Source organism: Vibrio sp. Isolate24, assembly GCF_022398215.1.
Taxonomy (GTDB): Bacteria; Pseudomonadota; Gammaproteobacteria; order Enterobacterales; family Vibrionaceae; genus Vibrio; species Vibrio coralliilyticus_A.
On record NZ_JAKEUU010000004.1, the window covers coordinates 97,181 to 113,641 of the forward strand.

The 16,461-nt window shown below is 45.9% G+C and carries 16 protein-coding genes; 4 read left to right on the forward strand and 12 right to left on the reverse strand.

What is annotated here, in order from left to right:
- The first annotated feature begins 123 nt into the window (after positions 1-123).
- Positions 124-2,907 (forward strand): two-component sensor histidine kinase BarA, encoded by a 2,784-nt coding sequence (barA, locus tag L1D23_RS17160; RefSeq protein ID WP_239868787.1) that lies wholly within the window; start codon positions 124-126, stop codon positions 2,905-2,907.
- Here barA and acpS read toward each other — a convergent pair.
- The 11 genes from acpS to rpoE all read right to left on the reverse strand — a co-directional run bounded on the left by acpS (position 2,892) and on the right by rpoE (position 12,099).
- Complete coding sequence (acpS, locus tag L1D23_RS17165) at positions 2,892-3,275, reverse strand: holo-ACP synthase (protein ID WP_239838530.1); 384 nt, start codon at positions 3,273-3,275, stop codon at positions 2,892-2,894. The two genes, barA and acpS, sit on opposite strands and share 16 nt — an antisense overlap.
- Before the next feature lie 5 nt (positions 3,276-3,280).
- Positions 3,281-4,012 (reverse strand): pyridoxine 5'-phosphate synthase, encoded by a 732-nt coding sequence (gene pdxJ, locus L1D23_RS17170; protein ID WP_239868791.1) that lies wholly within the window; start codon positions 4,010-4,012, stop codon positions 3,281-3,283.
- Positions 4,009-4,737: a DNA repair protein RecO gene (gene recO / locus L1D23_RS17175; protein ID WP_239868796.1), complete on the reverse strand. Its 729-nt coding sequence runs from the start codon at positions 4,735-4,737 to the stop codon at positions 4,009-4,011. Before recO ends, pdxJ begins: the two co-directional genes overlap by 4 nt.
- A 93-nt stretch (positions 4,738-4,830) precedes the next feature.
- Complete coding sequence (gene era, locus L1D23_RS17180) at positions 4,831-5,805, reverse strand: GTPase Era (protein ID WP_239868799.1); 975 nt, start codon at positions 5,803-5,805, stop codon at positions 4,831-4,833.
- Positions 5,798-6,475, reverse strand: a complete 678-nt coding sequence (gene rnc / locus L1D23_RS17185) for a ribonuclease III (protein ID WP_006957792.1) — start codon at positions 6,473-6,475, stop codon at positions 5,798-5,800. The genes era and rnc overlap by 8 nt, the downstream gene beginning before the upstream one ends.
- 76 nt (positions 6,476-6,551) lie before the next feature.
- Positions 6,552-7,448 carry a signal peptidase I gene (gene lepB / locus L1D23_RS17190; RefSeq protein ID WP_239868802.1) on the reverse strand — a complete coding sequence of 299 codons (897 nt, stop codon included), beginning with the start codon at positions 7,446-7,448 and terminating at the stop codon, positions 6,552-6,554.
- Between the two features lie 88 nt (positions 7,449-7,536).
- Entirely contained in the window at positions 7,537-9,330 is a 1,794-nt protein-coding gene (gene lepA / locus L1D23_RS17195) for a translation elongation factor 4 (protein ID WP_043006850.1), read from the reverse strand.
- 105 nt (positions 9,331-9,435) lie between these two features.
- A complete protein-coding gene (locus tag L1D23_RS17200; protein ID WP_239868805.1) occupies positions 9,436-9,906 on the reverse strand; it encodes a SoxR reducing system RseC family protein in 471 nt (156 codons plus the stop codon).
- Positions 9,903-10,868: a sigma-E factor regulatory protein RseB gene (gene rseB / locus L1D23_RS17205; protein ID WP_239868808.1), complete on the reverse strand. Its 966-nt coding sequence runs from the start codon at positions 10,866-10,868 to the stop codon at positions 9,903-9,905. The genes L1D23_RS17200 and rseB overlap by 4 nt, the downstream gene beginning before the upstream one ends.
- Positions 10,865-11,494 (reverse strand): RseA family anti-sigma factor, encoded by a 630-nt coding sequence (locus L1D23_RS17210; RefSeq protein WP_239868811.1) that lies wholly within the window; start codon positions 11,492-11,494, stop codon positions 10,865-10,867. Before L1D23_RS17210 ends, rseB begins: the two co-directional genes overlap by 4 nt.
- Positions 11,495-11,520: 26 nt before the next feature.
- Positions 11,521-12,099 carry an RNA polymerase sigma factor RpoE gene (gene rpoE / locus L1D23_RS17215; protein WP_006957798.1) on the reverse strand — a complete coding sequence of 193 codons (579 nt, stop codon included), beginning with the start codon at positions 12,097-12,099 and terminating at the stop codon, positions 11,521-11,523.
- Positions 12,100-12,484: 385 nt separating this feature from the next.
- Between rpoE and nadB the strand changes: the two genes are divergently transcribed.
- The gene (gene nadB / locus L1D23_RS17220; protein WP_239868830.1) at positions 12,485-14,101 is read left to right on the forward strand and encodes an L-aspartate oxidase; all 1,617 of its coding nucleotides are present in this window, start codon (positions 12,485-12,487) and stop codon (positions 14,099-14,101) included.
- Positions 14,102-14,482: 381 nt separating this feature from the next.
- Here the strand turns inward: nadB and L1D23_RS17225 are convergent, their stop codons facing one another.
- A complete protein-coding gene (locus L1D23_RS17225; RefSeq protein ID WP_239838539.1) occupies positions 14,483-14,743 on the reverse strand; it encodes a succinate dehydrogenase assembly factor 2 in 261 nt (86 codons plus the stop codon).
- Positions 14,744-14,931: 188 nt separating this feature from the next.
- Here L1D23_RS17225 and ygfZ point away from each other — a divergent pair, with 188 nt between their 5' ends.
- A complete protein-coding gene (gene ygfZ, locus L1D23_RS17230; protein WP_239868833.1) occupies positions 14,932-15,900 on the forward strand; it encodes a tRNA-modifying protein YgfZ in 969 nt (322 codons plus the stop codon).
- Positions 15,890-16,363, forward strand: coding sequence for a YbaK/EbsC family protein (locus tag L1D23_RS17235; protein WP_239868836.1), 474 nt, complete (start codon positions 15,890-15,892; stop codon positions 16,361-16,363). The genes ygfZ and L1D23_RS17235 overlap by 11 nt, the downstream gene beginning before the upstream one ends.
- Positions 16,364-16,461: the final 98 nt, after the last annotated feature.

Consider the following 16,461-nt stretch of genomic DNA (forward strand, 5'->3'; position numbering starts at 1 on the left):
CGCACCTTTTCAGGCCTGAATCATTGTCTGAGCCGAACGAGTTTATTATGCTTAAGGATTCGACGGCTTCTTCTATTTGTGGAAGTTATTTTCCCATATCCACACCACGATGTTTAGATAATAATGACAAGATATGGCTTACGCGCCCGCGTTATTACCCTCACACTCGCACCGACGTTGATCATTGGCCTGTTACTGAGTGCATTTTTCTCTTTTAACCGCTATCACGATCTCGAAAAACAGGTTATCAATTCAGGGTTAAGTATCATCGAGCCTCTGGCGATTGCCAGTGAAGAGGGATTGAAAAACAACAGCCGCGAATCTGTCCGTCGAATTATCAGTTATGCGCATCGTAAAAACTCTAAGTTCGTCCGCAGTATTGCGGTTTTCGATTACAACCACGAATTATTCGTTACTTCTAACTTTCATCCGAACTTCGAATCTCTGACGTTCCCGGGCAATGCGCCAATTCCACTACTGGTCACTTCTGACTTACAGGAAAACACACTGATCCTACGTGCGCCGATCATCGCTGAATCAGGGCTGATATCAACACCAAAAGGACAAAACACCAACCAAGCTCTAGGCTACATTGCGGTAGAGCTGGATCTTTCTTCCTTACGTTTGCAACAATACCAAGAGATTTTTTCCGCCTTTCTGGTTCTACTCTCTGGGCTAGGGCTATCCGCGATGTTCGCTTACCGATTGATGCATGATGTCACGCGCCCGATTTCTCACATGAAAAACATGGTCGATAGAATCCGTCGTGGACATTTAGATGTGCGAATTGAAGGTAAAATGCATGGAGAGCTCGATTCACTCAAAAATGGTATCAACGCAATGGCAGTTTCGTTGTCAGAATATCATGTGGAAATGCAGCATAGTATTGATCAGGCGACTTCCGACTTGCGAGAAACGCTTGAACAGCTCGAGATCCAAAACGTTGAATTGGATATTGCCAAGAAACGAGCCCAAGAAGCCGCGCGAGTGAAGTCTGAGTTCCTCGCGAATATGTCTCATGAGCTACGTACACCATTGAACGGTGTGATTGGCTTTACTCGACAGATGCTCAAAACCAAGCTGACTAACAGCCAAGCGGATTATTTGCAGACCATCGAAAAGTCAGCTAACAACCTGCTCAATATTATCAATGACATTCTGGACTTTTCTAAACTGGAAGCAGGCAAGTTGGCATTGGAAAATATTCCATTTGAGTTTCAGGAAACGCTTGAAGAAGTTGTGAGCTTGCAAGCCACCAGCGCCCATGAAAAAGGCCTCGAATTAACCCTTAAAGTGGATCCTAAAATCCCTGCAGGCCTGGTCGGAGACCCGCTACGTATTCAGCAAGTCTTGACTAATCTGGTAGGCAACTCGATCAAATTTACCGAGCGTGGCAACATCGATATCAGTGTTGAGCTACGCTCACAGAAAGAAGACTCAGTCGAGCTTCAGTTTATGGTGCGAGACACCGGCATTGGTATTTCAGAGCGCCAGCAATCACAATTATTTCAAGCATTCAGCCAAGCAGACGCCAGTATTTCTCGTCGCTACGGTGGTACGGGGCTTGGCTTAGTCATTACCCAGAAGCTGGTCAGCCAAATGGGGGGAGAAATCAGCCTAACCAGCCGCTTGCACCAAGGTTCCACCTTCTGGTTCACTCTGAGATTGAACGCCACGGATATGCCCGTGAGCGATTTGATCGAAACTCAGGTTCTCAAGCAGAGAACACTGCTGTTGGTAGAGCCAAATATGCAAGCCGCTTCTGTCACTCAACAAACTCTTGTACAAGAGGGCTTGATTGTTATCTATCGCTCTTCCGTGCCTGAAGAAGCCAACCAATACGATTATGTGCTACTGAATCTTGCGCCAAATAAAGCCAACGAGCCTGAACTAGTCGAGCAATGGGTGAAACAAGCACAGCTATGTGCTCCTCAAGTTGTGGTCGGTATTCCAAGTACGGCTCTGGCATTGTCTGATCATCTGATTCAGACCCATCATGTCCATTGTATTACTAAGCCATTATCTCGTCGCAAACTGCTGCAAACACTGGCAGCAAATCAAGAAAGTTTACCTGTTATAGAAGCAGAACCCGCCTACAATGAAACCCTGCCACTTACCGTTATGGCCGTCGATGACAACCCGGCTAACCTCAAATTAATCAGCGCCCTATTAACAGAGCGGGTCGAAAAAGTCGTCACTTGTACTAATGGCTTAGATGCCGTGACTCAAGCCGAAGCTCAGCATTTCGATATCATATTAATGGACATTCAAATGCCGCACATGGATGGTGTGACCGCTTGTGGCAAAATCAAGCAAACACAACTGAATGCCAGCACTCCAGTGATCGCTGTGACAGCCCATGCTATGAGTGGCGAACGTGATAGATTACTAGGAGCGGGTATGGATGATTACCTGACCAAACCGATTGAAGAGCATGTACTGCAACAAGTACTGATGCACTGGAATCCATATACTTCTGAAACACAAATGGAGAAGATCGACTTACCTTCTGATATCGAACCTGATGAACACACTAGCATGCCTATCATTGAGCACGACAACATCATTATTGACTGGCAAGCAGCGCTTAAACAGTCCGCAAACAAGGAAGACCTTGCTCGCGATATGCTGCAAATGCTGATCGACTATATTCCCGAAGTCAGCGCAATCGTTGAAGCGGCGTTGGAAGAGGAAAATGTGGACAGTGAAAACCTCATCCACCATGTACACAAACTGCATGGCAGTAGCTCTTACTGTGGTGTCCCTAGATTAAAGAAAGTCTGCGCGACAATAGAGAAAGCCCTACGTTCAGGCGCCAGTATTGAAGATATAGAACCAGAGCTGTTTGAGCTACAAGATGAAATGGAAAAGGTCACCGCAAGTGCGGCGCCTTATTTAGATTCGTAGATAACAGTAGCCACGGCATAGTGACGCTCATCGGAAATCGACAGGTGGATATGCTCCACCTGTTTTTTTTGAGCAAATTCCAATGCTTTGCCAGATAAAGACAACAGTGGCGCGCCATGTTCGTCATTGGTAATGGTGAAGTCATGGAACGTCACCCCCAATGCAATACCAGTGCCCAATGCTTTTGATGCGGCTTCTTTAGCCGCAAAGCGCTTAGCTAAAAACCGCCCCTGCTGCTTAAGCAATTGGAATCGTTGTAGCTCAACATCCGTCAAAATACGTCGAGCAAACGCTTCTCCACTACGAGTTAGTGCTTTCTCCACTCGCTCGATTTCTGCAATATCTGTCCCTAGACCAACGATCGCCATTGTGGTTATTTACGCGCTTCAACCATCAGTGCTTTCATGTCTGCCACCGCCTTATGCAAGCCATCAAATGCTGCACGGCCGATGATAGAGTGACCAATGTTCAGTTCGTAGATCTCTGGAATAGCAGCAATAGGGGCCACGTTGTGATAAGTCAGGCCATGGCCTGCATTTACTGTAATACCCAGATCCGCAGCATAGCTCGCACCCGCAGCGATTTTCTTTAGCTCATCCTGCTGATCAGCATCATTTTCTGCATCCGCATAATGGCCAGTATGAAGCTCAATGTATGGCGCACCACACGCTTTAGCTGCATCAATCTGTTCGCGGTCAGCATCAATAAATAGGGACACTTTAATACCTGCGTCCGTCAATGTTTTAGTGGCAGCTTTAATCTTCTCTAAGTGACCAGCCACATCTAGGCCACCTTCTGTGGTTAATTCTTCACGTTTTTCCGGTACAAGGCACACGTATTCAGGCTGAGTTTGCAGGGCGATCTCAACCATTTCATCCGTCACAGCCATCTCAAGGTTCATACGAGTTTGGATAGTTTCACGCAGAATACGTACATCACGATCAACAATATGGCGGCGATCTTCTCGCAAATGAATGGTGATACCGTCCGCTCCAGCACGCTCTGCCACTTCTGCTGCATGAACCGGATCTGGGTACTTAGTACCACGAGCGTTACGTAATGTCGCAATATGATCGATGTTAACACCCAGGTAAATTGAACTCATTTTCCAATACTCCGTGATTTGGGCGCTAAAATTTGCATAAATAGCTCCCGACTCTTTAATGGTTTGCCGCCAAGATACGGCTTTAATGCTATACGTGTAAAGCGTTTTGCCGCTTTAAGTTGTTCTTTTGTGGTGAACCTTCGCTCACTAATCGCAATCAGTTCATTCCCCAAAAAAGTTAAGTTATCGCATCGGACAGAGGCGATAAAACCCTTCTGCTCCCGATAGCGATAGGTCATGTCTGGATCAATCGCATCTCCAGTGCCCGCACAATGTAAAAAATCAACACCATACCCCATGGCTGACAGCATAGCTAACTCGAAACGTCGCAATGCCGGTTCTGGATTATCACACTGAGCTAACTCAGTCAGCGCATGAAGGTAATCATGGAATAAAGCTGGCATCGGTACTTCTGCCATCAAGATACGTCCAATCAACTCATTTACGTACATCGCTGAATACAGGTTGATTCCGCTAAGAGGCAATCCAAGGCTGATAGGTTCTGCTTGGCGCAGTGTTTTCATCGAACCTTTCCCAGACCATTTAAGAAGTAAAGGTGTGAATGGTTGCAATGCCCCTTTGAGATTGGATCGTTTGCTGCGCGCCCCTTTTGACATCAATGTGACGCGTCCAAACTCCTCACTAAAGACATCAAGAATTAAACTCGACTCACTGTAAGGACGACGATGAAGAACAAAGCAGCGCTGTAAGCCTTCTGAAGTCATAGATAATGCCAAATCAATGTTACATAAAAAATAAGGAGCCTATAGGCTCCTTATGCTAACTCATGTTGGAGCGAAGTGAATTCGCTGCCAAACTTATAAATCGTCGATGTAGCCAAGTGAACGCAGTGCACGTTCATCATCAGCCCAGCCGGATTTCACTTTAACCCAAGTTTCTAGGTACACTTTACGACCAAACAGCTCTTCCATGTCCAGACGTGCTTCACGACCTATTGTCTTAATTTTCTCGCCGCCTTTACCAATCACCATTTTCTTCTGACCATTACGTTCAACCAGAATCAATGCATTGATATGGAAACCATCGGTTTCAGGATTGTAGTCAAAGCGCTCAATTTCTACCGTCACCGAATAGGGCAACTCTTCTCCAGTGAAGCGCATGAGTTTCTCACGCACAATTTCCGACGCCATAAAGCGCTGAGAACGGTCAGTAACATACTCTTCTGGGAAGTGATGGGTCGCTTGCGGTAGGTGCTCACGAACATGCTTACGCAGCACATCGATATTTTTGCCTTGCTTCGCGGAGATAGGCACCACATCAACGAATTCCATCTTTTTCGACATATCCATCATGTGCTGCATCACGTCGTTACGATCTTGTACGTTGTCGACTTTGTTGACGCATAACACCACTGGGAAGTTCGACTTCTGCAGCTTAGTCAGCACCATTTCGTCGTCTTTGGTCCAATGTGTGCCATCGACCAGAAAGAACACCAAATTCACATCACTCAGAGATGAGTTAGCCGCGCGGTTCATTAAGCGGTTGATCGCGCGCTTTTCTTCAATGTGAAGGCCAGGAGTGTCGACGTAAATCGCCTGATAATCGCCTTCAGTGTCAACCCCCATTATACGGTGACGCGTTGTTTGGGGCTTACGAGAAGTGATCGAAATTTTTTGCCCAAGAATTCGATTGAGTAGTGTTGATTTACCCACATTAGGACGACCAACAATAGCAACAAAGCCACAATGTTGGTTTTCCGGTGAGCTCACTTCACCACTCGATGAGAAAAACGCATCGATATCGAACTCGTTGTTATCTGTTGAATCAGTCATTGCTCAGTTGCTCTAGTGCTAGTTCTGCAGCCGCTTGTTCTGCCTTGCGGCGGCTGGTGCCTTTACCTATTACAGGTGATCCGACACCTGCGACTTCACACGACACAGTAAACTGCTGGTTGTGTGCTTCACCTTTAATATTAGTCACTGTGTAGACAGGAAGTGGTTTTCTTCGTCCCTGCAGAAACTCTTGAAGACGTGTTTTCGGGTCTTTCTGAGAAACACCCGGTTGAATCGCTTCAAGGCGTTGCTTATACCAGCTAAGGATAATGCCACGTACCACTTCAATATCACTGTCTAAATAAATGGCACCAATAATGGCTTCAACAGCGTCAGCTAAAATTGAATCACGACGGAAACCACCACTCTTCAATTCACCTGGACCTAATTTTAAGTGATCTCCCAGTTCGAATTCTCGACCGAGTTCCGCCAGCGTGTTACCACGAACAAGTGTCGCGCGCATACGGCTCATATCCCCTTCATTGACTTTAGGGAAACGATGATAAAGATCGTCAGCAATGACAAAACTTAAAATTGAATCGCCCAGAAACTCAAGACGCTCATTGTGTTTTCCATGAGCGCTACGGTGAGTCAGCGCTAAATTAATAAGCTCAGCATCATTGAATTGATAGCCGAGCTTTTTCTCTAGTTTGGCAATAGGAGAATTCATGCTCTCTCAATAATTTTATTTCATTTCTCGTTCAAATGGCGCGACTACTTGAGCCAACGCCACCCATCACGAGAAGTTAGTTAATACCACCGATGCGGTTGAATCTCACACCAGTTGGAATCCATGATGGTAAAACACTATCTGCATCACGTTCGAACTCGAAGCTGATCCAGATACCAACCGCTTTACCAACCAAATTTGCCTCTGGAACAAAGCCCCAATAACGGCTGTCAGCACTATTGTCACGATTATCACCCATCACAAAGTACTGACCTTCAGGTACCACCCACTCATTTACACCACTGCGAGGCTGGTAAGCCGAAACACGGTTAGGGAGTAATGGGTTAACCAAAATCTGGTGTTCAACCTCCCCCAGTTTTTCGTTCAGTTGAATCAGAGGTACGCCATCTTGGATAAATGGGCTTTCTTCCACATTTGATAAGGGAACCTGAGTACATTGGCTCTCACCTTTAGGCTGAATACATACTTCTTTCTTATTGCTGTAGCGAACCGTATCACCCGGTAGGCCAACAACGCGCTTGATGTAGTCAATGTTTGGCTGAGGTGGGTATTTGAATACCACGATGTCACCACGCTCTGGCTTACCCGTTTCAACCAGTTGTGTACGCCACACTGGGTCTTTCAGACCGTATGCGTATTTCTCAACCAGAATAAAATCCCCAACCAGTAAGGTCGGCATCATTGAGCCTGAAGGAATTTGGAACGGTTCGTAGATAAACGAGCGCAATACCAAAACAGCCGCAATGACAGGGAAAATTGAAACACTGTTTTCAATCCACCATGGCTGCTTTTCCACTTGTTCAGCAGTTGCAGTATCCAGTCCGTTTGTCTGAGCTTCAACTGCAGCGAGTTTAGTCTGACGTTTCTTCGCAAACACCAGCTTTTCCAGCACCCAAACAATACCGGTCACCAGAGTGACAATAACCAAGAACAGTGAAAATGTATTTGCCATTGACTTCCCTTACCTCAAAAATACGAAAGTGAAAGAGCCGAAACCCTTTCACTTAACAAGTTCTTATATTGAGTCGTTACCCAACAAATTAATCTTTACCTACGTGTAAGATCGCTAAGAAGGCTTCTTGAGGCAGCTCTACGTTACCGATCTGCTTCATACGTTTCTTACCTTCTTTCTGCTTCTTCAGTAGCTTCTTCTTACGGCTCACGTCACCGCCATAACATTTTGCGATTACGTTCTTACGTAGCTGTTTAACCGTTGAACGCGCAATAATATGGTTACCAATCGCCGCCTGAATCGCAATATCAAACATCTGACGTGGAATAAATTCTTTCATCTTCTCTACGAGCTGACGGCCACGAGTCTGAGATTGATCTTTGTGCGTAATCAATGCCAGTGCGTCCACTTTGTCACCATTGAGAAGTACATCCACACGAACCATGTTAGACGCTTCAAAACGCTGGAAATTGTAATCCAGAGACGCATAACCACGAGACGTTGATTTCAGACGATCAAAGAAATCGAGTACCACTTCCGCCATCGGAATATCGTAAGTCACAGCAACTTGGTTACCGTGATAAACCATATCAACCTGAACACCACGCTTCTCAACACACAAAGTAATCACATTACCTAAGTAATCAGAAGGTACAAGGATGTTACAACGTGCAATCGGCTCACGAATTTCTTCGATATCATTCACAGCTGGTAGCTTAGCCGGGCTATCAACGTAAAGAATCTCGCCATCCGTTTGCTCTACTTCGTACACTACTGTTGGCGCTGTAGTAATCAAGTCGAGATCGTATTCACGCTCCAGACGCTCTTGGATGATTTCCATGTGAAGCATGCCGAGGAAACCACAGCGGAAACCAAAACCTAGAGCGGCTGAGTTTTCTGGTTCATAGAACAGAGACGCATCGTTTAGGCTCAGTTTACCTAATGCATCACGGAAGTTTTCGTAGTCATCCGATGAGACAGGGAATAGTCCGGCGTATACCTGAGGCTTCACTTTCTTAAACCCTGGCAGCGGCTCTTCACAACCATGCTTTGCTAGCGTTAGCGTATCACCAACAGGCGCACCTAGGATATCTTTGATACCACAGACAACCCAGCCTACTTCACCCGTTCGCAGTTCTGTCGTGTCTTCCTGCTTAGGTGTGAAGATACCAAGACGATCCACACCCCAAACTTGGCCAGTGCTCATCACCTTGATCTTATCATTCTTCTTCAGAACGCCATTTTTAATACGGACCAGAGAAACAACACCTAGGTAGTTATCAAACCAAGAGTCAATGATCAAAGCTTGCAGTGGTGCTTCAGGATCACCTTCTGGTGCCGGAATCGCAGAGACAATGTTTTCTAGTACGTCTTCAATGCCTAGGCCCGTTTTAGCTGAGCAGCGCGTGGCTTCCATCGCATCGATGCCAACAATTTCTTCGATCTCTTCTGCTACTCGCTCAGGATCCGCGGCAGGTAGATCGATCTTATTCAGAATTGGCACCACTTCCAGATCCATTTCGATCGCGGTATAGCAGTTAGCCAAGGTCTGAGCTTCAACACCCTGACCAGCATCAACCACCAGCAACGCACCTTCACATGCAGCTAGAGAGCGAGACACTTCGTAGGCAAAGTCAACGTGCCCTGGAGTATCGATGAAGTTCAATTGGTAGGTTTCACCGTCTTTAGCGGTATAGTTGAGTGTCACACTTTGAGATTTAATAGTGATGCCACGCTCACGTTCAAGGTCCATGGAGTCCAGAACCTGAGCTGCCATTTCACGGTCACTCAATCCACCACAGTCTTGGATCAAACGGTCTGATAGGGTCGACTTACCATGGTCGATGTGGGCGATAATCGAAAAGTTACGAATGTGCTTCATGATTTGGTGTGACTAAACTCTTTAAAATAGGGACATAAGAAAGCCGTCTTGTGACGGCGTTTCAATCAGGTTGGCAGATTCTACCCAATTTCTGTGCACTTCGCACTAGCTAATTGGTTCTCCCAAAACCCGAAGTAATATAACGTCTCGCAGTGACTGGCGCTCAAAATTGGCGGCTAGAGTTTTTGCGCCATAAATGCCTGCCACAGTAAAGATAGCAGATGTCAGGATAGCAATACCCTCGCCAAAACCAAACGCTGGCGCTAATAGCCACTGTCCAACAACAGCGCCTAGGATCATGGCAAACAACGGGACTAAATAAACCACCGCGGCAGATTGCAGGAGGCTTTTTTCCGGCAAGCCAATTTCCACCACTTGGCCTTCTTTAACTCTTTTACTGGTCACTAGATGCCAATGCAGAGACTTGTTTCCCACCGCTTTAGATACAATACCAGTACCACAACTTTTTTGTGACGAGCAGCTACTGCAACTTGTCTGTTGCTCGCAGCTCAGCTCAATATCATAGCCAGATGGGCCAGCTCTCACTGAAGAAACGGTTGCCAACGCCGTCATCATTGTGCTGTACCCGCTTGCTTATCAATGGTGACAGACTGAGCAATACGTTTTGCTGTAGCGGGAGGAATATCCCCAATGACAGAAATCTCTTTGTTGCCCTTAACAAAGCTATGAAGCGTGCGTCTACCTTGACGAACCAGCTGCCCTTTAAGTGAGTAATTGTCACTTTCAGACACATAAATAGAAAAGCTGAACAAACCATCACTGTACATCTGTGTCTCCACCATACGATCAGTATTTGCCATTCGATAACGGTTCAGCTCTTTGGACTCAAAACCTTTGGGAATCCAACCAACCGTCCAAAAACTTTTCTCAAGTTCACCTTTAGGTAAAGACAGGACATCCGGTAATTTAACGGTATTCAACCCACTCAGGATATCGGAAATCTGATCATTCACGCTGTAAGAAATCGTACGAAACTGCTCAAGCACTTCGCCATCACGGTCCACCAGATCAGCCCTCAGAGGCAACTTAGTTTGTTCATCAACCCACAGAATGTAGGAGTAGCGTAGTCCATCTTTTGGCGCCACTCTCAATACCTGACAGGCCGTTCCTGCCTCACGCGCTCGACCAACTTGAACAAAGTCATAGAACTCGCTCAATTCATCCACATTGGCATCCAAAAGAGGGATAGTTGGGGCGACCATATTACCCGATTCAATCGTAAATGGCTCAACGCCAGGCTCTATGTAGCTGACCTCATCACCACGACGAATGACTTCTCGTACTGGGCCGCTGAGGTAAATAAGATGGGCAAGTTGCTGTTCTTCATCACGAGCGTGACGATACAACAAAGGTTCGATGCTGTTTTTCTTAATCAGGATATAAGACAGTTCATAATTGAGATGCTGACTGGCTTCGTTCATTTGATGCAACAAAGCCTCTGCAGGTTTGTCTTCTGCAAAGGCTAGTGGCGAGCTCAAACTGAACAGTGTCAGCGCACTGATCAGAAATTTTCTCATTCAACTACCGTTTCTGGGTTGTCATTGTGCTCTGCGGTACTGTCGCTATTTAAACGCAACTGTAACTCATAGTCCTGAAGCATAGCGTTAATACGACGACGTTGCTCCTGAACATTTGCTTCGCTCGTTGCTGATGGTTGTTCAACCGATGAGCGCGTTAAGCTCACTGGCTCTGCGCTACCAGTAAATGGGATAGTTTGTAGCACTGGGAGTTGCTCAGTATCCTGTTGGCCCGATTCACTGCCACCATACTGCTGGACACCGAGAATCACCGCCAATGACACACATGCTGCAACAGCTACTTGACCAAATTGACTGAGCCAAGCAGGTAATTGGCGACGAGCTTGAGAAGGCGTAGGCTGAGCTTCAGTGCGTTGCTCATTGATGTCTGTGACTTTACCTGAGGTAAACGTCGAATGCACAGGCTCATCTTCTAAAGCAAGTGCAACACTATCGGCAATGTTCCACTCCGGTTTTTCCGGTGCTTCACCTCGCATCACATCACCAATCAAATGGTAATTTTTCCAGGTTTTCAGGCTACCTTGGTCATGCTCTAATTCACTAATTAAAGCTTTATCAACCAACTCTCCATCCATGAGTGCTGAAAGTTTTTCTTTGTCAGCCATTCTTTTCACCATTAATGTTACTGGTACTAGCGTTGCAAAAGGGGTTGAATCTTTTTCTCAACCGCTTCACGGGCTCGGAAGATACGTGAACGTACCGTTCCAACAGGACAATCCATCACCGCAGCGATTTCTTCGTAACTCAAGCCATCAAGCTCGCGCAACGTCATTGCAGTTTTTAAGTCATCGGGTAGTGCTTCAATCGCACTGAAAACTACTTGCTTCAATTCCTTGGACAACGTTAAGTTCTCAGGGTTCGATATTTCTTTTAATGCACTACCAGTTTCGTAATATTCAGCTTCTTCAGTATCCACATCTTGCGCAGGCGGTCTTCGGCCTTGAGCAACAATATGGTTTTTCGCAGTATTAACAGCAATTCTATATAACCAAGTATAGAAGGCACTTTCGCCACGAAAGCTTGGTATGGCGCGATATGCTTTAATAAATGCTTCTTGTGCTACGTCAGGCACATCTCCCGGATTGTTGACGTAGCGGGAAATAAGGTTACACACTTTATTTTGGTATTTAGTGACCAATAGATTAAATGCTTGCTTATCTCCATTCTGAACTCGCTCAATTAACACCTGATCGGTCAGCTGCTCGTTCATTCGAGCGGGTACTCCTATTGTTATTAACCCCTATCTTGTCAGATATGAGCATTAATTATGCAAAATGTAGTATTGACACCACTGCTTACTTGAGCACTATTGTGACTCAGCAATAAATATAAAGTTCAAACTTTCTTCGAATTTTATTTGAGAAGTGATGACCCTATAACTTCTGTCCCAGATTGTGGGGACGAAAGAACTTAAAAGCAATGTTATTTACCAAGAATTGCATTCATTCCAATGCTACTATAGTGAGCTAACTCTGATATTTTCAGGGTTCATGTTGCAATTTAAAAATTGATTTAGAGAGCGAGGCCGCTCTATTACTGACGCTAAAAAGTTGGATTGGCGCCAGTACAACTTAACTCGGGAATTTAAAAGTTTTATGAACGCAAACCGTGAACATCAATGTGATGTGTTAGTGGTAGGTAGTGGCGCAGCCGGTCTGTCTTTAGCGTTACGTGTAGCAGAACATGGCAAAGTCATTGTATTGAGCAAGGGGCCGAGAAGTGAAGGGGCAACTTATTATGCTCAGGGCGGTATTGCTGCTGTTTTTGATGAGTCAGACAGCATTGAATCTCATGTTCAGGACACACTTGTCGCGGGTGCTGGTCTGTGTGAGCAAGAAACCGTCGAATTTATCGCAGAGAACGCGAAAGAGTGTGTTCAATGGTTAATTGATGGTGGTGTACCTTTTGACCGCGAAGACGGTGATAGTGATGACCAACCTCGTTATCACCTCACACGCGAAGGTGGACATAGCCATCGCCGTATTTTGCATGCTGCAGATGCGACAGGCATGGCCATGCAGACTTCATTGCAAGATAACGCTCACAATCACCCAAATATTACGGTATTAGAACGGCATAATGCCTTAGACCTAATCTGCGAAGATAAGGTGGGTGGCGATAAAAATAAAATTGTTGGTGCTTACATCTGGAACCGAAACCAAGAGCACGTTGAGACGGTACGGGCCAAGTTTGTGGTACTAGCTACGGGTGGCGCATCTAAAGTATACCAATACACTTCAAACCCTGATGTGTCCTCAGGGGATGGTATTGCGATTGCTTGGCGAGCGGGCTGTCGAGTCGCCAACATGGAGTTCAACCAGTTCCATCCAACTTGTTTGTATCACCCAGAAGCAAGAAACTTCCTTTTGACTGAAGCATTGCGTGGTGAAGGTGCATTCCTACGTCGCCCGGATGGTTCACGCTTTATGCCAGACTTTGATGAAAGAGAAGAACTTGCACCACGCGATGTCGTCGCGCGTGCAATTGACTTTGAAATGAAACGATTGGGTGCAGACTGCATGTATTTAGACATCAGCCATAAACCTGCCGACTTTATCGAAAAGCATTTCCCAACCATATATACCCGCTTGATGGATCTTGGTATCGACATGACCAAAGAACCGATTCCGGTTGTACCGGCAGCTCACTACACATGCGGTGGCGTCATGGTCAATAAGCAAGGTGAAACGGATTTATCTCAGTTGTATGCCATTGGCGAAGTCAGCTATACCGGATTGCATGGCGCCAACCGAATGGCATCGAACTCATTACTAGAATGTGTTGTTTATGCATGGTCGGCGGCTAACGATATCATCCGACGTTTAGACGACGCAGAGCTTCCCCCTTCATTACCTGCTTGGGATGAAAGTCAGGTGAGCTGCTCAGATGAAGAGGTGGTAATTCAACACAACTGGCATGAACTGCGCCTCTTTATGTGGGATTACATGGGTATCGTTCGTACCGATAAGCGTCTTGAACGGGCTTTACGCCGCATCCAGCTACTGCAGCAGGAAACCCATGAGTATTACAGTAACTTCAAGGTTTCTAACAACTTACTTGAGCTACGTAATTTACTTCAAGTCGCGGAACTCATGGTTCGCTGCGCTATGGAGCGTAAGGAAAGCCGAGGTTTACATTACACTCTCGACTACCCAGAACTGGCACCAAATAGTGGCCCCACAATTTTGGAACCGAAGAAAATCCAGTCATAAATCAAAGGGGGAACTTAATGTTCCCTTTTTAACATCACTAGTAATTGTCGGTAGTGCTCTTCTGCAACACTATCTCGCCAGAGAATACGTTTTTGCCCGCTTTCGAACCATATCAACACACCAAACATAGCCAAGCTCAGCACACTTTTTTTAATATCTAACGGTTTTCCGTCAATCTCACATGAGCAGGCAGAAGAGAAGGTTAAATGGCCTTGTACAGGTTCAGTAATCCATGTTGCTTCACTGTGGTATTGAATCAGTCTAATAAGGATAAATACTGTAGCAAGCAGAGGTAGATCAGAAGAAATAACAAGGCAACAGGCCAACATCAGGAAAGTAGCATTAGCCTGTTGAAATAGAAATGACTTGGTGGCGAAGAGATTAACGCACTTTACTGAGGTTGTGGGCAACAATCTTATCGACCATGGATGCATGACCTAAGTTTTCACTACGACCATGACCCATGATCCAAGTAAACAAATCGGGGTCGTCGCACTCAAGTAACGACACAAAATCTCTTTGCTCATTGTCTTGGAGCTCGTCAAAGCACTCTTCAAAAAACGGCATAATCACGACGTCCAATTCTAGCATTCCGCGGCGGCACGCCCATTTGATTCGCGCTTTTTCTTCCGTGGTGTACATTCTTATTCCTCACCTATTCGGTTGTTTGCGCCGAGTGTAACAATCAAAATTGCCCACAACTACTAACTCAGTCACACTCCCGAGCAAGCTAACAGATTTACACCATTTATCCCTATCACTTCAAAGGTTGTTTCCATCACTCTTTCAGCGCTAACATAGCGCTATTCGATAGCATTCAGGTAATCATCATGGAATGGCAACAAGATTTTGCACCTCTTTCTCTCTCTAGTTCAGATTCTCTTCCCGAACTTGTTCTCACCCACTTAACGTCATGGGGAATGATCACCGCACAAGGCGATGATAAAAAATCTTACCTGCAAGGTCAGGTAACCTGTGATGTGGTTCAGCTTGCCGAAGACGAGACAACATTTGGTGCTCACTGTGATGCGAAAGGCAAGGTTTGGAGTGTATTTCGTTTGTTCCACCACCAAGGCGGTTACGCCATGCTACAGCCCAAGTCGGCAATCGAAACAGAGCTGGCGGAATTAAAGAAATACGCCATTTTCTCAAATGTCGAGTTTGCTGAAAGCCACGACGTATTGCTTGGCCTGATTGGTACTAACGCCAATCAAGTCATTGAGGAACTGTCACAGCAAAGTGGAGATGTGCGTGCTATCGAAGGTGGCACGGCCCTCAAAATCGACGAACAACGATGGTTGTTAGCCGTTGATAGCGCAACGGCCGCCCAGCTATGCCAGTCCATCAATGCGACCAAGGCTTGCGAAGATATCTGGACTTGCCTAGATATTAATGCGGCGATCCCTGCTGTCAGCAAAGAGCACCAAGGCGAACATATTCCACAAGCGTTGAATGTTCAGGCTCTCGGAGGCATCAGCTTTAGCAAAGGTTGTTATACCGGCCAGGAAACCGTCGCTAGAGCAAAATACCGTGGCATGAACAAGCGCGCCTTACAGATCCTAAGAGGTCACTGCGAATCAGAGCTCAAAGCAGGAGCAGAAATAGAGCGTTCCGTCGGTGATAATTGGCGTAGTGCAGGACAACTCATGAGTCATTATCACTTTAATGATGGTATCGCTATTGGCCTTGCGGTTTTACCAAATAACCTCGACGCCGACACACAATTCCGCTTAAAAGATGTCTCTAACACCACCTTGACTATGCAACCCCTTCCTTATTCTCTTGAAGATGATGAATAAGTTCGAAACCAAGCTCACCCGCTACTTGACCGAGCAGCGGGTTTCTTTCCAGCTCCTCCCGCATCAATCCCCAGCGATTACGATTGATGATGCCGCTCGGCAACGAGGAGTTAGACCTGCACAGATGGTTAAATCGATCCTATTGCGTGATATGGGTAACTTGTATGCGTTAGCTTGTGCACCAGGAGACAAATCAGTTGATCCTAAAAAAGTGCGCTCATTGCTTGACTGCCGACGAATGACCTGTGTGGATTTATCAATGGTGGAAGAGCTTACAGGTTATCAAATTGGCACCGTCACACCCTTACTGCTTCCGATTAACATGCCGATCATTTTTGATAACCAAATCTTAAACGAATCCAAAGTCACCATAAGCAGTGGCTCAAATATGGCAGGTTTAGCCCTCCACAGGGACGACTTGATCCGGCTCTGCAACCCGATCTTTGCCGACATCTGCAGGTGATATAACCATCATTTACCTCTCTTATCACTCATTCTATTTGCATAAAATCGTGATAAGCCACTCAATAAAGCACTCCAATAAAATAAATTATTATTCAA